This is a genomic window from Nocardia sp. NPDC087230 (assembly GCF_044744725.1).
Taxonomy (GTDB): domain Bacteria; phylum Actinomycetota; class Actinomycetes; order Mycobacteriales; family Mycobacteriaceae; genus Nocardia; species Nocardia canadensis.
Genome location: NZ_JBIUYV010000003.1, coordinates 431,934 through 453,312, shown reverse-complemented (window position 1 = coordinate 453,312; position 21,379 = coordinate 431,934). Strand labels below are relative to the sequence as shown.

Sequence of the window (21,379 nt, the reverse complement as noted above, 5' to 3'; positions counted from 1 at the left end):
ACCCGATCCAAGGTCCGCAGCCCAACCCCAGGTGCCCGACCCGGCCCAGGCGCACAACCCGGTGCAGCGCCTACTCGGTGACGATGCGGACCGCGTACGGCATGATCCCGTCCTCACGGACCGGCGAGATCTTCACGACGTCACCGGATTCGGGAGCCTCGATCATTTTCCCGTTGCCCAGGTAGAGCGCGACGTGCGCGCTGCCGCCCGGCCCCCAGAACAGCATGTCGCCGCGTTCGCGGTCCTCCACGTCGACGCGGGTGCCCGCGTTGTATTGGTAGCCGCTGTAGTGCGGCAGCGAGACGCCGATCCCGGCGAAGGCGTAGAGCATCAGGCCCGAGCAGTCGAAGCCGACCTTGTTGTAGTCGCCGTGCGCGTCGGCGGTGCCGCCGTCGCGGATGCCCAGGGTCGGCCCGTCCTCGTCCCCGCCGCCCCAGGCGTAGGTGACCCCGAGTTGCGACATCGCCCGGTCGATCACCGTCTCGATCGCGGCCGATCCGGTGACCTGTGGTTTCGTCGGTTTCGGCTGGGTCTTGCGCGGCGAGGCGGGCGTGGACTCCAGCTCTGTGTGGGGGCGCTGGCCCTCGCCGAGGCGGGCGGCGCGGTCGCGGGCGGCCTGATCGGCGGCCGCGCGCTGGGCGGCGGCGTTGGCGGCGGCGAGCAGCGCGGTGACCTCGGCCTGGCGCTGATCGTCCCAGGCCAGGAACACCTCGCGCTGGCTCTGCAGGCCCGCCACCGTCTGGCGGGCGACGTCGAGGGCGGACTGCGCCGCGGCGCGATCGCGCTGGAGGTTGTCGCGGGTCACGGTCTGGCTGTCGTATTCGGACTTGGCCACGGCCACCGCGTTCTGGGCGGCGTTCTTCTTCTGCTCGGCGGCGTCGGCGGCACTGTCGGCGTCGGCCTTGGCCTGACGGGCCGCGGCGTTCTGGTTGGCCTGCGCGATCTGGGTGCGGCGCAGGTCGTCGAGCACCTGGCGCTGGTTCTTCGACACCATGCTCAGCACCTGCGCGCGATCCATCGCGGCATCAGGGGTCGAGGAGGCCAGGTAGGTGACGACCGAACTGTTCACCGGCCGCACATAGGCCTGGGTCGCGAGCTGATCGAATTCCTGGCGGGCCACACCGACTTTGGCGCCCGCGTCGGCCAGCAGCGCCTGGGAATCGGTGACCGCGGCCGCGGCCGCGTCGGCGGCGTCACGGGCGGTCTGCAGATCGACCAGCGCCTGGTTGACCGCCTCGCGTTTGGCGGCGAGTACGTCGTCGAGGGCCCGCAGCTGCTGATCGGCCGCGGCGACGCGGTTGATCAGCACACCGATCTCGCCGACCCGCGCGTCGACCTGCGCGCCCGCGCCCGCGATCTCGCCGGCGGAGGGATTGGGGGGCGGCGGTGGCACCGCCGCGACCGGTCCCGCACTCGCGAGAACGGCCAGCGCCATCAGCAATCCTGCCGCTACCCGTAATAGCCCTGGTTCGTCCTGCCTGCCCGCACCGCGCACGGCACCTCCGAGTGACTCGACTCGACATACGCCACCGGTGCATCAGCCCACCCATCGACCACACAAGTCGACCAATGCCCCCTGTACCACTGCTTTCACGATCGCGATCACCGCAACCGTACGACACATAGTTCACAAAGGAAACATCTGCCACAGGATGACAGGGGTGTAATTTGCCGATTGCCCGGAATTAGCCTTACGAGCGACAGGTTTGCACGCGAAAAACAGACCAGAGGTCTGGAAATGTGACGAAAGGGAGACTTGTTACTCGGGGGATCCCGCATCGCGGTGCGCCACAGCGACCCGATCCCGCTCCTCGCCCTCGGGTCCGCGACGGACCTTGACGAGGTACAGACCGGCGATCACGAGCGCGGTGAGCACCAGCAGCACAGCCGTGATCACCCCCCAGGACACACCTTCGGGCTCCTCGAGCCGGGTGACGAAGGCCTGCACGGCCTCCTCGGGATGGTTGCCCTTGTATTTGGCGCCGTCCTCGGCCCACTCCAGCCGGACGCGGCTGATGCCGTCGCTGTAGGTGCCGATCCAGTCGTCGCTGAAGACCGCGACGGTGCCCTGCGTACTTTTGCCCACCTCGGTGGCCAGGTCACGTAGGCTCGAGTCGTGGCCTGGGTTGCCGGGAACGACGACGACGCTCAGCGGGATCCCCTCGGATCGCGCCTCGGCGACGATCGCCGCCAGCTTCTCCTGGTTCACGCCTTTGGGAGCGGCGACATGATTGTCGGCGAGATCGGACCGGACACTGCTCAGCACGGTGTTCGGCGGCAGTTCGGCGGCCATCGGCGCAAAGGTGTGCAAGACGGTCATCTTCCATCCGGTCTGTCGAGCCTCGATCGCCTGCGTTGCGACGGGCATCCAACACTGCAGGGTGAGCGTCAACGCGTCATTCCCCGACTCGCTCGACTGGCACAGTAGCCGACGGTGCGCGCGGACACGCTCACACGGCTCGCCGAACCGCCCCCGCGTATTTCATAGGACAAGCGTACTGTTAGGCTCGTACGGCGAGGAATCCGGCGCTCACGGCGCCGAACCCCCTCCGAAGACGCGAGTCGCCGGCACAGCCCCGCCGGCGGCACACCCTCACAGATGAGTGGAGCTGACGTGACGAAGATTGATACCTTCGGCGCCAAGGGCACGCTCGAGGTCGGAAGCAACTCCTACGAGATCTTCCGTCTCTCGGCTGTTCCCGGCACCGAGAAGCTGCCCTACGCCCTGAAGGTGCTGGCGGAGAACCTGCTGCGCACCGAGGACGGCGCCAACATCACCGCCGATCACATCCGCGCGATCGCGAACTGGGACCCCTCGGCGCAGCCGAGCGTCGAGATCCAGTTCACCCCCGCGCGCGTGATCATGCAGGACTTCACCGGCGTGCCCTGCATCGTCGACCTCGCCACCATGCGTGAGGCCGTCACCACTCTCGGCGGCGACCCGAGCAAGGTGAACCCGCTCTCCCCCGCCGACATGGTCATCGACCACTCGGTGATCCTGGACGTCTTCGGTCGCGCCGACGCGCTGGAGCGCAACGTCGAGCTCGAGTACGAGCGCAACGGCGAGCGCTACCAGTTCCTGCGCTGGGGCCAGGGCGCCTTCGACGACTTCAAGGTCGTCCCCCCGGGCATGGGCATCGTCCACCAGGTCAACATCGAGTACCTGGCCCCCACCGTCATGGTCCGCAACGGCCAGGCCTACCCCGACACCTGTGTGGGCACCGACTCGCACACCACCATGGTCAACGGCCTCGGCGTGCTGGGCTGGGGCGTGGGTGGCATCGAGGCCGAGGCCGCGATGCTGGGCCAGCCGGTCTCCATGCTGATCCCGCGCGTCGTCGGCTTCAAGCTGACCGGTGAGATCAAGCCGGGCGTCACCGCCACCGACGTGGTGCTGACCGTCACCGACATGCTGCGCAAGCACGGCGTCGTCGGCAAGTTCGTCGAGTTCTACGGCGCCGGCGTGTCCGAGGTGCCGCTGGCCAACCGCGCCACCCTGGGCAACATGAGCCCCGAGTTCGGCTCCACCGCGGCGATCTTCCCGATCGACGAGGAGACCATCAACTACCTGCGCCTGACCGGCCGCACCGACGAGCAGCTCGCGCTCGTCGAGGCGTACGCCAAGGAACAGGGCATGTGGCACGACGCCGACAACGAGCCCGCGTACTCGGAGTACCTGGAGCTGGACCTGAGCACCGTGGTGCCGTCCATCGCCGGCCCGAAGCGCCCGCAGGACCGTATCCTGCTCAGCGAGTCCAAGGCGGCCTTCCGCTCCGACATCGTCAACTACGTCGGCCAGGGCGAGCTGTCCGCACTGGACGAGGCGGGCGAGGAGTCCTTCCCCGCGTCGGATTCGGTCGCCGTGTCCGCCAACGCCGCCGACGACACCTACACCCCGGCCCACTCGGCCGCCAAGGGTGCCAACGGCCGTCCGTCCAAGCCGGTCGAGGTGCGCTCGGCCGAGCGCGGTGACTTCGTCCTCGATCACGGCGCCGTCGTGGTCGCGGGTATCACCTCCTGCACCAACACCTCCAACCCGTCGGTCATGCTGGGCGCCGCCCTGCTCGCCCGCAACGCGGTGGAGAAGGGCCTGTCGACCAAGCCGTGGGTGAAGACCAACATGGCGCCGGGCTCGCAGGTCGTCTCCGACTACTACGAGAAGGCCGGTCTGTGGCCCTACCTCGAGAAGCTCGGCTTCTACGTCGGTGGCTACGGCTGCACCACCTGCATCGGTAACACCGGCCCGCTGCCCGAGGAGATCTCGGCCGCGATCAACGACAACGACCTCTCGGTCACCGCCGTGCTGTCGGGTAACCGCAACTTCGAGGGTCGTATCTCCCCTGACGTGAAGATGAACTACCTGGCCTCCCCGCCGCTGGTCATCGCCTACGCGCTCGCGGGCACCATGGACTTCGACTTCGAGACCGACGCCCTCGGCCAGGACGCCGACGGCAACGACGTCTTCCTGAAGGACATCTGGCCCTCGGCCCAGGAGATCGACGACACCATCAAGGCGTCGATCAGCCAGGACATGTTCCGCAACTCCTACGCCACCGTCTTCGACGGCGACGCCCGCTGGCAGGGCCTGGCCACCCCGGAGGGCGACACCTTCGCGTGGGACGAGAAGTCGACCTACGTCCGCAAGGCGCCGTACTTCGACGGCATGTCGATGGACCCGAGCCCCGTCACCGACATCAAGGGCGCCCGCGTCCTGGCGCTGCTGGGCGACTCGGTCACCACCGACCACATCTCCCCGGCCGGCCCGATCAAGCCCGGCACCCCCGCCGCGCAGTACCTCGACGCCAACGGTGTGGCCCGCAAGGACTACAACTCGCTGGGCTCGCGTCGTGGTAACCACGAGGTGATGATCCGCGGCACCTTCGCCAACATCCGGCTGCGCAACCAGCTGCTCGACGACGTCTCGGGTGGCTACACCCGCGACTTCACCCAGGAGGGCGGCCCGCAGGCGTTCATCTACGACGCCTCGCAGAACTACCAGGCCGCGGGTATCCCGCTGGTCGTGCTCGGTGGCAAGGAATACGGTTCGGGCTCCTCGCGTGACTGGGCCGCCAAGGGCACCAGCCTGCTGGGCGTCAAGGCCGTCATCACCGAGTCGTTCGAGCGCATCCACCGCTCCAACCTGATCGGCATGGGCGTTGTGCCGCTGCAGTTCCCGGCCGGCCAGTCGGCCGCGTCGCTGGGCCTGACCGGCACCGAGACCTTCGACATCGAGGGCATCACCGCCCTCAACGAGGGTGTCACCCCGAAGACCGTCAAGGTCACCGCCACCGCGGAAGACGGCAAGGTCACCACGTTCGACGCGGTCGTGCGCATCGACACCCCCGGTGAGGCCGACTACTACCGCAACGGCGGCATCCTGCAGTACGTCCTGCGCAACATGATCCGCGGCTGAGATCATGCGTCGCTTCGCGGCGGGGTCCGGGGCCTCGTGACCCCGCCGCCGGACACTCGAGACTCGCGCCTGCGGCGCATGCGCTTCGAGTGCCCGGCGGCGGGGCGGCCCCGGACATCGCTCGTCGGGCTCGCTCCCGACGGGGTGGGTTCCTGCTCGGACCTCATCCACCATTGCTCGGCCACAAGCCAATTCATCATCGACCCCCGCTCCGCACTCCGGGGCGGGGGTCGATGTATCGTCAGTCGGAGGACTCATGCCCAAGGTCAGCGACGACCACCTCGCCGCCCGCCGCAGCCAGATCCTCGACGGCGCACGGCGCTGCTTCGCCGAATACGGCTACGACGGCGCCACGGTGCGCCGTCTGGAGGAGGCCATCGGCCTCTCGCGCGGCGCCATCTTCCACCATTTCCGCGACAAGGACGCGCTGTTCTTCGCCCTGGCCAAGGACGACGCCGAGCGCATGGCCGAGGTCGCGGCCAACCAGGGCATCGTGCAGGTCATGCGCGACATGCTCGCCCGCCCCGAGGAATTCAACTGGCTGGGCACCCGCCTCGAGATCGCGCGCCGGGTGCGCACCGACCCGGAATTCCGCGCAGGCTGGACCCAGCGCTCCGCCGAACTCACCGCGGCCACCCTGGCCCGCCTGGAACGCCGCAAGGCCGCGGGCGCGCTGCGCGACGACGTCCCCACCGACGTCCTGCTCGGCTATCTGGACCTGGTGCTGGACGGCTTGATCGCCCGGATCGCCTCCGGCCACACCGACGACAACCTCTCCGCCGTCCTCGATCTCGTCGAAGCCTCCGTCCGCCGTCGCGACTGAGCTCCGGAACCCGAACCGCCGCAATGTTTTCCGGAACACCGCGGCGGTTCTTTCGTCGGTGCACCCACTGCCGACTCACCGATTGCGGTGCGCGGGATCTCCGATGACGATGGTTGCGCGTTGCGGGATCGGCTAGCCTTCGAGGCTGCGCAGCATGATGCGCGCGATCCGGTCCAGCGCCACACGATCGGCGGGATCGAGCACCGACAGCATGCGCGTCTCGTTCTCGATGTGCGCGCCGACGACGACGTCGACGAGTTCGCGCCCCGCGCCGGTGAGCGCGACGCGCACCGCCCGGCGATCGCCCTGATCGGCGATCCGGCGGACCAGTCCGGCCGTCTCCAGCCGGTCGATCCGCCCGGTCATCCCGGCGCGCGAGAGCATCAGCGTGTCGGCGAGCACCGAGGGGTTGAGTTCGTACGGCGCCCCCGAACGGCGCAGTGCCGCAAGCACATCGAACTCACCACGCTGCAATCCGTGCGCGGTGAACACGGCCTCGATGCGGGCCGTGGCGACGGTCATCAGCCTGCCGAGCCTGCCGAAGACGGCCATCGCCGCCAGGTCGAGGTCGGGGCGTTCGCGCCGCCACTGGGCGGCGATGGCATCGACGGCATCCGGATCATCCATGGACGCAATTCTATTCGCTGCGATATAGTTCGGTAGCGAATTATCAACCAGCGAATGGAAAAGCCATGACGAACGCCCGCGATATCGCCCTCTGCCTGCCCGAGGACGCGGAGACCCTCGGCACCGAGTCCGTGCGGATGCGCCTGCTCACCGACGCCGACGCCAGCGACGGCACCGTCAGCACGCTGGAGGTCACCATGGCGCAGGGCGCCGACGGCGCGGCGCCGCACTTCCACACCCGCTCCGACGAGCTGTTCTACGTCGCCGACGGCGAACTCCAGGTCATGGCGGGCGACCACATCCACACCGTCGGCGCGGGCGGCTCCCTGGTGGTCCCCCGCCACATGCCGCACGCCTTCGGCGCCACCCCCGACAGCGGCGCGCGCATCCTCATCGCCCTGATGCCCGGCGTGCAGCGCTTCGAGTACTTCCGCCTGCTCGACCGCCTGATCCGCGGCGAGGCGACGCACGACGAATTCGTCGCCGCCCAAGAGGAATTCGACAACCACTTCGTCGACGCGCCCGCCTGGTGGGCCGAGCGCAACGCCCACCGCCGCTGACCCGCGATACCGAACCGAGCAGTCTGTGGCACAGATTGCAGCCATCGCGGGAACAATAGCGGCGAAACCCCTGGTTATACGCCGTATGACGTTCTCCGTACCGGTCCTCGTCCGCGGCTACGAGCTCGACACCCAGGGCCACCTCAACCACGCCGTCTACCACCAGTACGGCGAGCACGCCCGCTGGGAGCTGATGCGGGCGGCGGGGATCCCGCAGGACAAGTTCCTCGCCGGCGGGATCGGCGCGGTCGTCCTCGAATCGACGATCAAGTACCGGCGCGAACTGCGCGGCGGCGACGAGGTGACCGTGACGGCCACCTGCGAATGGGACGGCGGCAAAGTCTTCCGCTTCCACCACCAGATCATCAAGCTCGACGGCACGGTGTCCGCGGAGATCACCGTGGTGGCCGGCGCGATGGACCTGACCGAGCGCAAGCTGGTCCCCAACCCCGGCGAGCACTTTCGCGCTCTGGCCGAACGCCCGGAGCTCCTCGGCCTCTGAACCCGAGCCGACACGGCCCGTATCGTTCAGCAATCTCGCGGCGATGCGGGCCGTCGGCGTACCCGACATCGTTAGCTGATCGATTGCCGGTGCGACGGTGTGATCCCTGGTCGAGTTGTCCGAAATTCTCTCCCCGCTAGGCGATCACGCGCCGCTCGGCGGTTTGCCCGAGGCCCCGCAAATCTTGCGAACCGACTCGGTGACGCCCGCTCGCGCGTTATGATCCGTAGCACCTTCGGGGGTTCTGGCAAATCGCGAGCAGACGAGAAGATCGGAGTGAGTGCCCATGACCGACGCCATCCACCTCCCCGCTACCGCGTCGTCCCGAGATCGGGGCCCCGCCTTGCGCGGATTGCTGGTGGCCGAGTCCGAGCGCGACATCTCGGTGCGGGTCGACGGTGGTACGTGGACCTTCGACCGGCGTGACGTCGTGCGGCTCACCGAAGACCGCGCCACCGCGGGGGAACGGCAGGTGCGCGTCGACATCCGGCCCGGCGCGACCGCCGATTTCACCCGCCGGATGCGGGTGGAACTGGTCGACCGGCCGATCACCCTGGCGCCCGAGCCCTCCGAGGCACTCGGTGACGACCTGCTGGCCCAGGCCACCCGCGCCTGGGCGGCCAAGCTGCGGATCGCGGAGCGCGGCGGAGTCACCGGCGCCACGTTCACCTTCCGCGACGGCATCAACTGCGACAGCCTCGACTGAACGGCCCACGGTCATGGAACGCGCGACCGACGCGGTGCTCATCGTCTCCGAAACCGACGACCTGCACGCCGATGCGCTGGCCGCCACGTTACGAGAACACCACGGGCTCGACCCGATTCGGCTGGATCTGCGCGACTTCCCCAGGGAGACAGGCAGTTTCCGGCTGGACAAGGCAGGCACCAATCGCGCGCTGGCCCACATCCACGGTCTCGACGACGTGCGCGCGGTCTGGTGGCGCAGGCCGCACCCGTGTCTGGTACCGCACGGCGTGCGCGCCGCCGACGACGAGTTCCGCCAGGCCGAATGCGACGGGTTCCTCCAGGGCATGCTGTGGTCGATCCCGGCGTACTGGATCAACGATCCGGCCGCCGAGCGCACCGCCAGCCGCAAGATCGTGCAGCTCGAGACGGCACAGCGGGCCGGGTTCGCCATCCCGGAGACACTGATCACCAACGATCCGGACGAAGCCCGCAGTTTCGTCGAATCCCGTTCCGGCCCAGTGGTATACAAGCGCACGGGCACCGGGCGCGGCGAATTCTCCGAGACCAGGATCATTACCCGGCCGGAGCTGAGCAGGCTCGGCTCGATCCGGTCGACCCCGACCACGTTCCAGGACTACGTCGAGGCCAGCTGCGATCTGCGGGTGGTCTGGGTCGACGGCATCGAGTGGTCGGTACGCATCGATTCCCAGGCCGGCGTCGGCCGGGTCGATTCCCGGCTGGACACCTCGGTCGGCTTCGCCCGCGACCGGCTGCCCGCCTCGGTCAGCAAGTCGCTGGCCACCCTGATGGGGGCCCTCGGGCTGAGCTTCGGCGTCGTCGACCTGCGACTGGGCAACGACGGCGAGTACTACTTCCTCGAGGTCAACCCACAGGGGCAGTTCGCCTATCTCGAGATCAAGACGGGCCTGCCGCTGTTCACCAGCCTGGCGAACCTGCTCGTGCACGGGGACGGTGCGGTCCCCGGCTGGTGAGCGCGCCTCAGTCGGCCGGATTCTTGCGCCGGTTGGCGCCGCCACGGCCGCGCAACTCGACGTGCGACTCGACCAGCACATTGTGGATGAAGCCGTACGAGCGGCCGGTGGCCCTGGCCAGCGAGCGGATGCTCGCGCCCGCCTCGTACTGCTTCTTCAGCTGGGACTGCAACCGGTCGCGGGACTTGCCCGTGACCCGGGTGCCCTTTCCCAGCGCGGCCTTGCCGATCGTCGTCTTGCCCTTGGCCGACCTAGCGGCCTGTCTCGCACTGTCGCTCATGGCTTCCTCCGAGTCGCCGAGCAGCTGATTCCAGGCTAGACACTCCGGAGTCGGTGATCAACGAAAACAGTGATGAAACTCACGCGAGTGCCGCGAGTTCCCTCCCGACACAGCGTTTCACGCGCGACACACCGCCGTCACGGGCCCATGACGGCTCAGGCGGTGTAGGACAGCGCCCGAGCCGGGGACCTCCGTGGTGACGCTGCGCTACCGCCTCCGGCCCCTGACGGCTCAGGCGGTGTAGGACAGCGCCAGAGCCGGGGACCTCCGTGGTGACGCTGCGCTACCGCCTCCGGCCCCTGACGGCTCAGGCGAGGTCGATCAGCTCGGCGTATTCCTTCGACCAGTGGTCCTCGGTGCCGTCCGGCAGCAGGATGACGCGTTCCGGGTTCAGCGCCTCGGCGGCGCCCGGGTCGTGCGTCACCAGGACGACGGCGCCCGCGTAGGTGCGCAGCGCCTCGAGCACCTGCTCGCGCGAGATCGGGTCGAGGTTGTTGGTCGGCTCGTCCAGCAGCAGCACATTGGCCGCCGAGGACACCAGCCCGGCCAGCGCCAGCCGGGTCTTCTCACCACCGGACAGGGTGCCCGCGGGCTGCTCGAGCTGCGGACCGGTGAACATGAAGGCGCCGAGCAGGCTGCGCAGCTCCTGCTCGCCCGCGTCCGGGGAGGCGTGCCGGATGTTCTCCCACACCGTCGCCTGATCGTCGAGGGTGTCGTGCTCCTGGGCGAAGTAGCCGACCTTGAGGCCGCGGCCCTGTTCGATGCCGCCCGAGGTCGGCGTCTCGACACCGGCGAGCAACTTGAGCATGGTCGTCTTGCCCGCGCCGTTGAGGCCGAGCACCACGACGCGGCTGCCCTTGTCGACGGCGAAGTTGACGCCGGTGAAGATCTCCAGCGACCCGTAGAGCTTGGTCAGGTTGTTCACCATCAGCGGCGTCTTGCTGCACGGCGCGGGCTCGGGGAAGCGGATGCGGGCGACCTTGTCGGCCACGCGCACGTCGTCGAGCTCGGCCATCAAGCGCTCGGCCCGGCGCACCATCTGGTGTGCCGCAGCAGCTTTGGTGGCCTTGGCGCCGAGCTTGGCGGCCTGCTGACGCAGTGCGCTCGCCTTCTTCTCGGCGTTGGCGCGCTCGCGGACGCGGCGCTGTTCGTCGGTGGCGCGGGCGTCGAGGTACTTCTTCCAGCCCATGTTGTAGACATCGGGCTCGCCGCGCACCGCGTCGAGGAACCACACCTTGTTGACCACGGCCTCGAGCAGTTCGACATCGTGGCTGATCACGATGAGGCCGCCGTCGTGGTTCTGCAGGAACCCGCGCAGCCAGGTGATCGAGTCGGCGTCGAGGTGGTTGGTCGGCTCGTCGAGCAGCAGGATGCGGTCCGAGCGCCCGCCCGAGCCGTCGGAGGCGGAGAACAGGATGCGCGCGAGCTCGATGCGGCGGCGCTGACCGCCGGAGAGCGTGCGCAGCTGCTGGCCCAGGACCCGGTCGGGCAGGCCGAGGCTGTTGCAGATGCGGGCGGCTTCGCTTTCGGCGACGTAGCCGCCGAGCGAGGAGAACTGGTCCTCGAGGCGGCCGTACTTGCGGATCGCCTTCTCGCGTTCCTTCTCGTCGGCCACCTCGGCCATCAGCGCCTGCTGCTTCTCCATGTCCCGGATCAGGGTGTCCAGGCCGCGCGCGGACAGCACCCGGTCGCGGGCGATCACATCGAGATCGCCTTCCTTGGGGTCCTGCGGCAGGTAGCCGATCTCGGTGGAGCGCGTGATCTTTCCGGCGTAGGGCTCACCCTCACCCGCGAGGATGCGCAAGGTGGTGGTCTTGCCCGCGCCGTTGCGTCCGACCAGTCCGATCCGGTCGCCGGACTGCACCCGCAGCGCCGGCCCGGGGGCCGAGAGCAGGGTGCGGACTCCGGCCCGGACCTCCAGGTCGGTCGCCGTGATCACAGGGCTTCTCCTCGTGTCGAAAAAGAATGGTGAGCGCCGATTCGACCCATCGTGCACCGTCGATGTCGGCAAGAACCACTCATTTTACCGTCCGCGGACTCGGCGACCGAACCGGCGCCGCCCGGTGTGAGCGTGGTTACTCTCGTCGCATGACTACCGATCTACTGGGCAGGACCGCCCTCGTCACCGGAGCGAGCCGCGGCATCGGCCTGGCCACCGCCGCCGAACTCCTGCGTCGCGGGGCCAACGTGCTGATCACCGCGCGCAAACCCGAACCGCTCGAGGCGGCGGCCACCGAGCTGCGCGCCCTCGGACACCCGGGGCAGGTGAGCGCGCTGGCGGGCAACGCGGGCGACGCCGAGGCGCGCGCCGAGGCGGTGGCCCGCGCGGTCGCGGAGTTCGGTTCGCTCGACATCCTGGTCAACAACACCGGCATCAACCCGGTGTACGGCGCGCTGATGGACGCCGACCTGGGCGCGGTCGGCAAGATCTTCGACGTGAACGTGGTGGCCTCGCTGGGCTACATCCAGCAGGCCTACCGGGCGTGGATGGCCGAGCACGGCGGCGCGATCGTCAACGTGGCCAGCGTGGCCGGCATCCGGTCCTCGGGCGTGATCTCCGCCTACGGCGCCTCCAAGGCGGCGCTGATCCGGCTCACCGAGGAACTGGCCTGGCAGCTGGGCCCGAACATCCGCGTCAACGCGGTGGCGCCGGGCGTGGTGAAGACCAAGTTCGCCGACGCCCTGTACTCGGCCGACGAGGACCGCGCCGCGAGCGTCTACCCCTTGAAGCGCCTCGGCGTCCCCGAGGACGTCGCCAAGCTGATCGCGTTCCTGGTCTCCGACGAAGCCGCCTGGATCACCGGCGACTGCGTCCGGGTCGACGGCGGCCTGCTCGCCACCGGCGGCATCTGACCGACGCGAAGGGCGGCATCGGTTTCCCACGCGAAACCGATGCCGCCCAGCGGAACTACGACGTCGGGGTCAGTCCGCGGACTCCCGTCCGGCGGCGGCCAAGCCCTCCTCGGCGCGGGCCGCCTGCGCGCGCGCCAGCGGGTCGTTGACCAGGGTCTCGGTCTCGGCCACCGGCCTGCCGGTGGTGACACCCAGCGGATCACGCACGGGGACATCGTGATTCAGCGACCGGCCGGCGCCGCCCTCGTCCAGGCCCCACCGATCGTGCAGGCGGCGCAGGAATTCCGGTGCGTACCAGTTGGCGTCGCCGAGCACCTTCATCGCGGCGGGCAGCAGGAAGCCGCGCACCAGGGTGGCGTCGACGATGACCGCCAGCGGCAGGCCGATGCCGAAGGCCTTCATGAAGGTGATGTCGGAGGCCAGGAAGCCCAGGAACACCACCGAGATCAGGATCGCGGCGGCGGTGACGATGCGGCCGATCCGCTCCAGGCCGAGCGCGACGGCGGTGTCGTTCTTGCCGGTGCGGTCGTACTCCTCGCGGATGCGCGAGAGCAGGAAGACCTGGTAGTCCATCGCGAGACCGAACGCGGCGGCGAACAGCATCACCGGCACGGTGGCGGACAGATCGCCGGTGACGGTGAAGCCGAGCAGCCCGGACAGGTGCCCGTCCTGGAAGATCCACACCAGCGCGCCGAAGGTCGCGGTCAGGCTCAGCGCGCTCAGCACCACCGCGAGCACGGGCAGCACCACGCTGCCGGTGAGCGCGAACAGCACGAGCAGCATCACGATCACCACGAAACCGAGCGCCCAGGGCAGGGCGTCCTCGATGGCGGTGATGGAGTCGACGTTGGCCGCGGGTACGCCGCCGACCAGCAGCTCGCTCGGCGTCTCGACCGCGCGCACCTGCCCGACCAGGTCCGACAGCGCGGCGCTGTCGGTGGTGGCGGGCACGATGGACAGGTAGACGGCCCGATCCGCCCGGAACCGGGCGTTGGCCGCGGTGGGACCGGTGAGCAGACCGCCCTGGGCGTAGCTGCCGGTCGCGGTGTCGACCCGGCGCACGTGCGTCAGATCCGACATCCGGCGGGCGATGGCGTCCACTCCCGCCGCGCTGTAGGCGCTCTCGGGCAGCACGGCGACCAGGGGGTTCTGGTCGCTCTCGCCGAAGTCGGCGTGCACGATCTCGGTGACCTGGCGCGAGGGCATCGACGCGGGCAGGCTGCGCTCGTCGGGGAAGCCCAGCTGCACGCCCAGGAACGGCGCGCCCAGGATCAGTAGCAGCGCGGTCACGGCCAGGCCGATCGGGATCGGCTTGCGCATCACCGCGGTGGCCAGCTTGTGCCAGGCGCCCTCGCCCGGAGCCGGCCGCGGCGCCCGCAGGAACCACCAGCCGAGCTGGCCCTTGTCGATGCGGGTCCCGAGCAGCAGCAGGGTCGCGGGCAGCACGGTCAGCGAGACCGTCGCGGCCAGCGCCGCGACGAGGATGCCCGCGTATCCCATCGACCGGATCGCCAGCAGCGGGAAGAACAGCAGACCGGCGAGCGCGACGGCGACCGTCAGCGCCGAGAACGCGACCGTGCGGCCCGCGGTGCGCAGGGTGGTCGCCACCGCGCCGGCCGGGGTGCGGCCCTCGGACAGTTCGTCGCGATAGCGGTTGACGATCAGCAGGCTGTAGTCGATGGCCAGACCGAGACCGAGCAGGGTGGCCACGTTGGTCGCGCTCACCGAGAGCGGCGTGAACAGGGTGAGCATCCACAGCGCGCCCATGGTCGTCAGCACGGTCACGAACGCGACCAGCAGCGGCAGACTCGCCGCGACCAGCCCGCCGAAGACGAACAGCAACGCGAGCAGTGTGAGCGGGAAGGCGATCGCCTCGCCCTTGGCGATGTCGCGCTTGCCCTGCTCGACGGTCTCGTGCATCAGCATGGCGAAGCCGCCCGCCCGCACCTGCAGCGTCCCGTGGGTGCCGCTGAGCTCGTCGGCGATCGCGGCGACGCGTTCGTCGATCTCGCGTTCGCTGCCGAGCACACTGGCCACGATGAGGCCCTGCTTGCCGTCGACACTGCGCAGCGCGGGCTGGTGGGTGGTCCAGTAGGAGGCGACGTCGGTGACGCCCTCGCGTTCCTGCAGGTTGGCGACCAGCGCCGTTGCCGCGGCAGTGGATTCGGGGTCCTCGACCGAGGACTCCGTCTGTACCAGCAGCAGCAGGTTCGGCGGTGACTGCCCGAACTCCTCGCGCAGCACCTCGAGCGCTCTGCTGGATTCGCTGCCCGGGTCGGTGTATCCGCCGCCCTCCACCCGCTCGAACAGCGTGGCGCCGAGTGCGCCGAGCACCACCGCGAGCACCGCGAACACGCCGAGCACCCAGCGGCTGCGCCGCTTGGTGAATTCGAACACCGATATTCCCCTAACTAGTCACGCAACTGGGCGGCACGCACATCGACGCGCGGGGCTGGGGGAACTCCCGGCCATCCGCCTCGTCGGCCCGATCCTGTTGGCGGGTGGGCGCGTTCGCTCGGCGATGGTAGCAACTTCGTGGCGCCGCCGCCGGGCCTCGGGCCGACCCCGCGCACACCCACCGGATCCGGGTCAGCGACCGGTCCGCTACACCGCGCCGCGCGAGCACCGCTCGTCGTGCTCGGCGCACCAGCACCCGGCACGTCGGGCGGTCGCGATCGGGCCGGATCTCACCCGATTCCGGCCACCGAGATCACCAGGGTGCGGCGCAGGCGCGGAGGTAGCGCGGCGAACAACGCGCGCATCGCCGCCAGGGTGCCGCCCAGGTCGTCACCGGACAGGTACGACCGTTGCAGCGTGTCGGGCAGCGCGAAGAAGGCGGCGAAGAAGATCGCGACGTCACGCGGCGGGAGCGCCAGCAGCGCCCGCAGACCGGCGCGGCGCAGGGCGGCCACGGCGCGCGCCCGGCCGGTCCACGCAGTCCCGCCCGCGACGACGAGGTCGGCCGCGCGCAGCGAGGCGGCGACGCTGTACCCGGTGGCGGGATGGGTCAGGCCACCCGCGGCCCCGAACCGGCCACCGCCCGGCCTGCCACCTTCCACGGGGAAGCGCACCCGCTCGACCGGTTCCGCACCGGTGACCGCGATGCCGCGGGCGCGCAAGCGGTGTTCCAGCCTGCGCCGCAGCACCTCGAGCCCGAGAGCGGGCCTGCCCGCGAGGCACGTTTCCTCGAACAACATGGTGTCCGGGCCGAGCGGGACGACGTAGAGGAACGAGGCCGGATCATCGGTGCCGGCGCCGTTGTCCGACCGCCAGTCCATGAACAGCGTCGGCTGGTCGGCGTCGAGGGTGTCGCGGCGGACGACGATGCCGTACGCCGTCTGCTCGGCCCGGCGTGCCGATCTGGTCAGGCCGCGGGCGTCGATCACCCGGCCGGCTCGGGTGATCCCGCTCGCCGTGCGCACCGTGCCCGCCCGCGCGTCCAGGTCGACGACTCGATCGGCGATCACCTCGGCACCGTCGATCGTCAGCGATCGTTGCAGCGCCGCGGTATCGAGGACCTGATAGGCGCGCTCGAGCCGGTGCTCGCCGAGCGCCCAGGCCGTCGGCCGGTCGACGGTCGCGGCGACGACCGCCGGGTCGAGCCAGTCCGGCAGTTCGTCGGCCCAGGCGGCATAGGTGGGCGTCCAGACGCGGTCGGGGTGCGGATCGATCACCGTCACCGGCCGCCCACGGGTCAGGGCGCGATGGGCCACCGCCCGGCCCGCGGGGCCGAGTCCGCAGATGATCAGCTCGGCGTGCACCCGTCGATTGGATCAGACGCGACGATTTCAAGCACCGCCGCGTCACGGACGGGCACCGGTTCGGCGGCGGCCGCTCGCCCCCGGGCGATATCTCGGCCATCATGGGGAAATGAGATCGATCTGGAAGGGCTCGATCGCATTCGGGCTGGTCAATGTCCCGGTCAAGGTCTACACCGCGACCGAGGACCACGATATTCGGTTCCATCAGGTCCACGCCAAGGACGGCGGCCGGATCAAATACGACCGTGTCTGCCAGGTGTGCGGCAATTCCGTCCAGTATTCCGACATCGACAAGGCCTACGTCTCCCCCGACGGCGACCAGGTCGTGCTCACCGACGCCGATTTCGCGAAACTCCCCGCGGCGGAGAAGCACGAGATCCCGGTGCTGGAATTCGTGCCCTCCGAACAGATCGACCCGGTGCTGTTCGACAAGAGCTACTACCTCGAACCGGATTCGGCCACGCCCAAGGCCTACCAATTGCTGGCCGCCACCCTCGAGCGCATCGACAAGACCGCGCTGGTCCACTTCACGCTGCGACAGAAGACCAGGCTGGCGGCATTGCGGGTGCGCGACGGCGTGCTCGTGCTGCAAACCCTGCTGTGGCCCGACGAGGTGCGTGCCGTCGACTTCCCGGCCCTCGACGACGCGCCCGCGCCGCGCCCGCAGGAATTGAAGATGGCCGAGACGCTGGTCGAATCCATGTCGGGCGATTTCGATCCCAGCGAATACACCGACGAATACCAGATCGAATTGCAGAAACTGCTCGACGAGGCGATCGCCAGCGGCTCGGGCAAGGTGGAGTCCACCGCGGCGGCCGAGCCCGCCGAACAAACCGATGCCGAGGTCGTCGATCTGGTCGCCGCGCTGCAACGCAGTCTCGAGGCGAGCGGCCGCCGCGACGCCGACTCGGCGCAGGCACCAGCGAAGAAGGCGGCGAAGAAGGCGCCCGCCAAGAAAGCGGCGCCCCGGAAAGCCGCGCCGAAGAAATCCGCCGACAGCAAGACCGCGGCGCGCAAAGGCGCGTAGGGCAGACTGGCCCGCATGGACTCCTCGATCGCTGTCGTGCCGATGGGGCTGGGACATCTGCGTCAAGTCCTCGATCTCGGCCACCAGGTGTTCGACACGACCACCAAGCCCTACACCTCGTGGTCGCTCACGGCGGTCGCCGAGCATCTGGACAGCCCCGACAACGCCTGCTGGGTCGCCCTGGACTCCGACCGCGTCGTCGGCTTCGTGCTCGGCTCGATGGAATTCGAGCACCGCGACGACTGGGCCTACCTCGAATGGATCGCCGTCGCGCCCGACATGCAGGGCCACGGCATCGCCCGGCGGCTGGTGAACGTGTGCTCGGAGGCGCTGTTCGCGCGCGGCGCCCGCCATATCGTCACCGATGTCGAGGACCGCAACAGCGCCTCGGCGGCGCTGATGACCAGCACCGGCTTCGTGCCCGCCGCGACCGTCACCCTGCTCGTGCGCCCGAACCCCGACGAGGCGGGCGGCGAACAGCCGCTGCCGCCGATGTCGGCCACCACCCGCCACGATCTGATCCGGCGCGGCAGGCTGTCGGTGGAGCACCCGCGCCGCTGAACGGGCCTATCCTCGACGGGTGGCTCCCACCGCACCGGACGAGCACGACTCCGCCGCGCTGACCGTGGTCGGCGAGGTGTGGTCGCCCGCGTGCGCGGCCATTCGCACCTTCCTGAGCCGTAACGAGATCGCCTGCCGGTGGGTGCGCCCCACCGATCCGGCGGGCCGGGAGCTGCTCACCGCGCACGGCTTCGACGCCGCCGACACCCCCGTGTTGATCGGGCCGGACGGGCGCGCCCTGCGCCCCGCCGACGAGGAACAACTCGCCCGCTGGGCCGGGCTGCACACCACGCCGAGTTCCGGCGGCTACGACCTGCTCATCGTCGGCGGCGGGCCCGCGGGGATGGCCGCCGCCGTCTACGGCGCGTCCGAGGGGCTGCACACCGTCCTGCTCGAACGCTGGGCGATCGGCGGGCAGGCCGGGCTGAGTTCCCGCATCGAGAACTATCTCGGCTTCCCCGACGGCATCTCCGGCGCCCAGCTCACCGATCGGGCGCGTCGCCAGGCGGGCAAGTTCGGCGCGGAACTGGTGATCAGCCTGGCCGCCGACGCGCTCACGGCCGACGCCGACGGCGTCACGGCGCACTGCGGCGCCACGACGGTCACGGCGCGCTCGGCGATCATCGCCACCGGCGCGACCTTCCGCACCCTCGACGCGCCCGGCATCGCGGACTTCGCCGGTCGCGGCGTCTACTACTTCTCGGCGCTCACCGAGGCGCCGCTGTGCTCGGGGGCCGACGTCTACATCGTCGGCGGCGCCAACTCGGCGGGCCAGGCGGCGGTCTACTTCGCCAGCTGCGCCCGGCGGGTGTTCCTGCTGGTCCGCGCCGAGTCGCTGGCGGCGCGGATGTCGACCTACCTGATCGAGCAGATCGAGTCGATTCCGGAGATCCACGTCCGCACCGGCACCGAGGTCGCCGCGGCGGCAGGCGGCACCCACCTCGAACGCCTCACCCTGCGTGACCGGCGTACCGGCGCCGCCGAGGAGGTGGCCGCGACCTGGCTGTTCGCCTTCATCGGCGCCGACCCCGCCACCGGCTGGCTCGCCCCCGGGTTCGCCCGCGACGACAACGGCTATCTGCTCACCGGACCCGACATCGCGGCCGCCCCGCTCGCCGCCGCGCGCTGGCCACTGCCCCGGCCGCCGCTGCATCTGGAGACCACCGTGCCCGGCGTCTTCGCCGCGGGCGACGTGCGCGCCTACAACGGTCGCCGGGTGGCGGCCGCCGTCGGCGAGGGCTCGATGGCCGTGATGCTGGTCCACCAGTATCTGGGCGACTGAGCGCCGAAAACTCGGCGGCGCCGAGGATTTCGGTGCGGTAGTTTGGCGATCGTGACCACTGCTACCGAGGCCGACAGACTCTAGCCACCGGTCCGCCGGTGGCCGTTCCCGACGCGACGACACCGTGCCGACAGGCACGGCGGTTCGTCGTGCTCCGAACACACCGGCCGGCCACTGTCTGCCCGTTGTCGCGCGTCCCTCTGTCGCCGGGACGCGCGCAGTCAGCTCGGTACCAGTGGGAGTCTGCTATGCCTCGATGGTTGGTGGCGCTGTTCGCCGCCTCGTTCGTCTTCTACACCGACGATTACGTGATCGCCGGTGTCCTGCCCGAGATCGCCCGTGATCTCGGTGTGCGTCAGGCCGCGGCCGGTCAGCTCGTGACGGTCTTCGCCGTGACCGTCGCGATCGTGGCGCCGGTCGCCGGTGTGCTGCTCGCGCGCGTCGCGCGTCGCGCACTGCTCGTGACCTGTCTGGGTGTCTTCGTCGCGGCCAATCTCGGCGCGCTGCTGACGCCGTCGTTCGGTGTCCTGATGGGGTGGCGGATCGTGGCGGCCGCCGCGGCCGCGGCCGCGACCCCGTCGTTGTTCGCCACCGCGTTCCAGCGGGCGCCCGACGGCAAGGCGGGCCGCTATCTCGCCGTGGTGACGCTGGGCGTGACCGGCTCGATCGCGGTCGGCGTGCCGATCGGGACCTGGATCGGCGGCGCGTACGGCTGGCGCGCGAGTTTCGCCGCGATGGCCGTCGGCGGCGCGCTCGCCCTCGGTGGACTGCTCGCGACCCTGCCCCGGCAGCGCCCCGACGGGGTGTTGCCGGACTGGCGAGCACAGCTGCGCAGTCTCGGTCGGCGACCCGTGGCGGTGGGCCTGCTGGCGAACGTCTCGCTGATCACCGGGTCGATGATGATGCTCACCTATCTCGCGCCGTTCCTCACCGAGGTCACCGGGTCGGGCGTCGATGCCCGTGCGGTGTCGTTCGGGCTGGCCGGAGTCGCCGGGATGGCCGGAATGTGGGGCGGTGGCGTGGCGACCGACCGGTGGGGTCCGCGGCGCGCGCTGGCGGCCGGGATCACCGCGATCGCGGTCTCGATGGGATACCTGGGGGTGACGTGGGTCGTACGTCCGGTGCCGATCGCGGCGCTGCTGCCGGTCCTGGCGGTGTGGGGCGCGGCCGCGTTCTGGAACGCGCCCGCGATCCAGGCCCGGCTGGCGTCGCTGACCGGCCCGCTGGCGCCACAGGCGTTGGCGCTCAACACCTCCGGCACCTACCTCGGCGTCTCGCTCGGTGGCCTGGTCGGCGGCGTCGCGCTCGGCACGTGGGGCGCCGCGGCGCTGCCGCCGATCGCGGCCGGGTTCGCCCTGGCCGCGCTCGCGGTGCTCGCCGCCGCTAGGTCGCAGCGGTGGGCACCACGCCCGCGGCGAGCGCGTCGGTGACCATCCGGGCGACGATGCGCGCGAGTTCCGGTGCGCGCGTGGGGTCCTCGTCGAGCACGACGATCCACGCGAACAGCGGACCGAGCAGCAACGCCTGCGTGATCGCCGGATCGGGGCGACGAGCCAGCTCACCCCGGGCGATCGCGCGGTCGAGCAGCATGCCGATGACGGAGTTGCTCGCCGATCCGCTCGATGAGCGCGGCCAGGTCGCCCTCGAGCGAGCCGGTGTCGGCGGGCGGGGCCTCGTCCAGGCCGTGCACCACGACCGCGAACGTCATTTCCTGCTTGGTGGCGAAGCGGCGGTAGATCGTCGCCTTGCTCACCCCGGCCCGCGCCGCGACCGCGTCGACGGTGAGTGCCGCGTACCCGGGCTCCTTCAGCACGCCGGTCTCGAAGATCCCGGCGCAGCCGGCCTCGGCCCGGATCGCCGCGACGACCTCCGGATCGTGGTACAGGGTGAGCGGGAAGATCTCCGTCGCCCCGATCGGCACCAGGGCGTCACGGGGCGGGCACACCCACCGCCGGCGTGACCAGGACCGGGAGCACCAGCAGACGGCGCAGGAATCGCATCGTCCGCAAAC

20 protein-coding genes are annotated in these 21,379 nt (G+C 70.2%); 11 read left to right on the top strand and 9 right to left on the bottom strand.

Annotation, left to right across the window (positions count from 1 at the left end):
* Window positions 1-70 precede the first annotated feature (70 nt).
* Both ACIO52_RS14230 and ACIO52_RS14225 read right to left on the bottom strand, forming a co-directional pair.
* Window positions 71-1,435 (bottom strand): NlpC/P60 family protein, encoded by a 1,365-nt coding sequence (locus ACIO52_RS14230; protein ID WP_402644078.1) that lies wholly within the window; start codon window positions 1,433-1,435, stop codon window positions 71-73.
* Window positions 1,436-1,759: 324 nt separating this feature from the next.
* Window positions 1,760-2,320 (bottom strand): DUF6676 family protein, encoded by a 561-nt coding sequence (locus ACIO52_RS14225; RefSeq protein WP_402644076.1) that lies wholly within the window; start codon window positions 2,318-2,320, stop codon window positions 1,760-1,762.
* Window positions 2,321-2,599: 279 nt separating this feature from the next.
* Between ACIO52_RS14225 and acnA the strand changes: the two genes are divergently transcribed.
* Window positions 2,600-5,413 (top strand): aconitate hydratase AcnA, encoded by a 2,814-nt coding sequence (gene acnA, locus ACIO52_RS14220; RefSeq protein ID WP_394358712.1) that lies wholly within the window; start codon window positions 2,600-2,602, stop codon window positions 5,411-5,413.
* A gap of 256 nt (window positions 5,414-5,669) precedes the next feature.
* Window positions 5,670-6,236: a TetR/AcrR family transcriptional regulator gene (locus ACIO52_RS14215; RefSeq protein ID WP_019047713.1), complete on the top strand. Its 567-nt coding sequence runs from the start codon at window positions 5,670-5,672 to the stop codon at window positions 6,234-6,236.
* Window positions 6,237-6,368: 132 nt separating this feature from the next.
* Here the strand turns inward: ACIO52_RS14215 and ACIO52_RS14210 are convergent, their stop codons facing one another.
* Window positions 6,369-6,863 (bottom strand): MarR family winged helix-turn-helix transcriptional regulator, encoded by a 495-nt coding sequence (locus ACIO52_RS14210; protein ID WP_218718209.1) that lies wholly within the window; start codon window positions 6,861-6,863, stop codon window positions 6,369-6,371.
* Window positions 6,864-6,928: 65 nt separating this feature from the next.
* Between ACIO52_RS14210 and ACIO52_RS14205 the strand changes: the two genes are divergently transcribed.
* The 4 genes from ACIO52_RS14205 to ACIO52_RS14190 all read left to right on the top strand — a co-directional run bounded on the left by ACIO52_RS14205 (window position 6,929) and on the right by ACIO52_RS14190 (window position 9,604).
* Window positions 6,929-7,423: a cupin domain-containing protein gene (locus tag ACIO52_RS14205; protein WP_374104853.1), complete on the top strand. Its 495-nt coding sequence runs from the start codon at window positions 6,929-6,931 to the stop codon at window positions 7,421-7,423.
* A gap of 85 nt (window positions 7,424-7,508) precedes the next feature.
* Window positions 7,509-7,925 carry a thioesterase family protein gene (locus ACIO52_RS14200; protein ID WP_218718210.1) on the top strand — a complete coding sequence of 139 codons (417 nt, stop codon included), beginning with the start codon at window positions 7,509-7,511 and terminating at the stop codon, window positions 7,923-7,925.
* Window positions 7,926-8,211: 286 nt separating this feature from the next.
* Window positions 8,212-8,631, top strand: a complete 420-nt coding sequence (locus tag ACIO52_RS14195) for a hypothetical protein (RefSeq protein ID WP_218718211.1) — start codon at window positions 8,212-8,214, stop codon at window positions 8,629-8,631.
* A 13-nt stretch (window positions 8,632-8,644) separates the two neighbouring features.
* On the top strand, window positions 8,645-9,604 hold the full coding sequence (locus ACIO52_RS14190; protein WP_316575280.1) for a hypothetical protein: 960 nt from the start codon (window positions 8,645-8,647) through the stop codon (window positions 9,602-9,604).
* A 7-nt stretch (window positions 9,605-9,611) separates the two neighbouring features.
* On the opposite strand, the gene ACIO52_RS14185 is transcribed toward ACIO52_RS14190, so the two are convergent.
* Entirely contained in the window at window positions 9,612-9,884 is a 273-nt protein-coding gene (locus tag ACIO52_RS14185; protein WP_019047730.1) for a helix-turn-helix domain-containing protein, read from the bottom strand.
* Window positions 9,885-10,191: 307 nt separating this feature from the next.
* On the bottom strand, window positions 10,192-11,823 hold the full coding sequence (locus ACIO52_RS14180) for an ABC-F family ATP-binding cassette domain-containing protein (RefSeq protein WP_218718213.1): 1,632 nt from the start codon (window positions 11,821-11,823) through the stop codon (window positions 10,192-10,194).
* A gap of 149 nt (window positions 11,824-11,972) precedes the next feature.
* Between ACIO52_RS14180 and ACIO52_RS14175 the strand changes: the two genes are divergently transcribed.
* The gene (locus ACIO52_RS14175) at window positions 11,973-12,737 is read left to right on the top strand and encodes an SDR family oxidoreductase (protein ID WP_218718214.1); all 765 of its coding nucleotides are present in this window, start codon (window positions 11,973-11,975) and stop codon (window positions 12,735-12,737) included.
* A 69-nt stretch (window positions 12,738-12,806) separates the two neighbouring features.
* On the opposite strand, the gene ACIO52_RS14170 is transcribed toward ACIO52_RS14175, so the two are convergent.
* Complete coding sequence (locus ACIO52_RS14170; protein ID WP_218718215.1) at window positions 12,807-15,134, bottom strand: MMPL family transporter; 2,328 nt, start codon at window positions 15,132-15,134, stop codon at window positions 12,807-12,809.
* 290 nt (window positions 15,135-15,424) lie between these two features.
* Complete coding sequence (locus tag ACIO52_RS14165) at window positions 15,425-16,498, bottom strand: lycopene cyclase family protein (RefSeq protein ID WP_316575282.1); 1,074 nt, start codon at window positions 16,496-16,498, stop codon at window positions 15,425-15,427.
* Window positions 16,499-16,607: 109 nt separating this feature from the next.
* Between ACIO52_RS14165 and ACIO52_RS14160 the strand changes: the two genes are divergently transcribed.
* The 4 genes from ACIO52_RS14160 (at window position 16,608) to ACIO52_RS14145 (ending at window position 20,798) form a co-directional block, all read left to right on the top strand.
* Window positions 16,608-17,525, top strand: a complete 918-nt coding sequence (locus ACIO52_RS14160; protein WP_218718216.1) for a Ku protein — start codon at window positions 16,608-16,610, stop codon at window positions 17,523-17,525.
* Window positions 17,526-17,540: 15 nt separating this feature from the next.
* Window positions 17,541-18,086 (top strand): GNAT family N-acetyltransferase, encoded by a 546-nt coding sequence (locus ACIO52_RS14155; protein WP_218718217.1) that lies wholly within the window; start codon window positions 17,541-17,543, stop codon window positions 18,084-18,086.
* A 19-nt stretch (window positions 18,087-18,105) separates the two neighbouring features.
* A complete protein-coding gene (locus ACIO52_RS14150) occupies window positions 18,106-19,368 on the top strand; it encodes an FAD-dependent oxidoreductase (protein WP_218718218.1) in 1,263 nt (420 codons plus the stop codon).
* Window positions 19,369-19,616: 248 nt separating this feature from the next.
* Window positions 19,617-20,798: an MFS transporter gene (locus ACIO52_RS14145; RefSeq protein ID WP_402644066.1), complete on the top strand. Its 1,182-nt coding sequence runs from the start codon at window positions 19,617-19,619 to the stop codon at window positions 20,796-20,798.
* Here the strand turns inward: ACIO52_RS14145 and ACIO52_RS14140 are convergent.
* Together ACIO52_RS14140 and ACIO52_RS14135 are read right to left on the bottom strand one after the other, a co-directional pair.
* Window positions 20,752-20,958 carry a hypothetical protein gene (locus tag ACIO52_RS14140; RefSeq protein WP_402644063.1) on the bottom strand — a complete coding sequence of 69 codons (207 nt, stop codon included), beginning with the start codon at window positions 20,956-20,958 and terminating at the stop codon, window positions 20,752-20,754. The two genes, ACIO52_RS14145 and ACIO52_RS14140, sit on opposite strands and share 47 nt — an antisense overlap.
* On the bottom strand, window positions 20,927-21,313 hold the full coding sequence (locus tag ACIO52_RS14135) for a TetR/AcrR family transcriptional regulator (protein WP_402644060.1): 387 nt from the start codon (window positions 21,311-21,313) through the stop codon (window positions 20,927-20,929). The genes ACIO52_RS14140 and ACIO52_RS14135 overlap by 32 nt, the downstream gene beginning before the upstream one ends.
* Between the last annotated feature and the right edge of the window lie 66 nt (window positions 21,314-21,379).

Bases quoted from the DNA above. Each gene is read 5' to 3' on its own strand.
- ACIO52_RS14140 (WP_402644063.1), bottom strand. From the start codon at position 20,958: ATGCTGCTCGACCGCGCGATCGCCCGGGGTGAGCTGGCTCGTCGCCCC.
- ACIO52_RS14205 (WP_374104853.1), top strand. From the start codon at position 6,929: ATGACGAACGCCCGCGATATCGCCCTCTGCCTGCCCGAGGACGCGGAG.
- ACIO52_RS14155 (WP_218718217.1), top strand. From the start codon at position 17,541: ATGGACTCCTCGATCGCTGTCGTGCCGATGGGGCTGGGACATCTGCGT.
- ACIO52_RS14210 (WP_218718209.1), bottom strand. From the start codon at position 6,863: ATGGATGATCCGGATGCCGTCGATGCCATCGCCGCCCAGTGGCGGCGC.
- ACIO52_RS14230 (WP_402644078.1), bottom strand. From the start codon at position 1,435: ATGGCGCTGGCCGTTCTCGCGAGTGCGGGACCGGTCGCGGCGGTGCCA.
- ACIO52_RS14195 (WP_218718211.1), top strand. From the start codon at position 8,212: ATGACCGACGCCATCCACCTCCCCGCTACCGCGTCGTCCCGAGATCGG.
- acnA (WP_394358712.1), top strand. From the start codon at position 2,600: ATGAGTGGAGCTGACGTGACGAAGATTGATACCTTCGGCGCCAAGGGC.
- ACIO52_RS14225 (WP_402644076.1), bottom strand. From the start codon at position 2,320: ATGACCGTCTTGCACACCTTTGCGCCGATGGCCGCCGAACTGCCGCCG.
- ACIO52_RS14145 (WP_402644066.1), top strand. From the start codon at position 19,617: ATGCCTCGATGGTTGGTGGCGCTGTTCGCCGCCTCGTTCGTCTTCTAC.
- ACIO52_RS14190 (WP_316575280.1), top strand. From the start codon at position 8,645: ATGGAACGCGCGACCGACGCGGTGCTCATCGTCTCCGAAACCGACGAC.
- ACIO52_RS14215 (WP_019047713.1), top strand. From the start codon at position 5,670: ATGCCCAAGGTCAGCGACGACCACCTCGCCGCCCGCCGCAGCCAGATC.
- ACIO52_RS14185 (WP_019047730.1), bottom strand. From the start codon at position 9,884: ATGAGCGACAGTGCGAGACAGGCCGCTAGGTCGGCCAAGGGCAAGACG.
- ACIO52_RS14175 (WP_218718214.1), top strand. From the start codon at position 11,973: ATGACTACCGATCTACTGGGCAGGACCGCCCTCGTCACCGGAGCGAGC.
- ACIO52_RS14200 (WP_218718210.1), top strand. From the start codon at position 7,509: ATGACGTTCTCCGTACCGGTCCTCGTCCGCGGCTACGAGCTCGACACC.
- ACIO52_RS14160 (WP_218718216.1), top strand. From the start codon at position 16,608: ATGAGATCGATCTGGAAGGGCTCGATCGCATTCGGGCTGGTCAATGTC.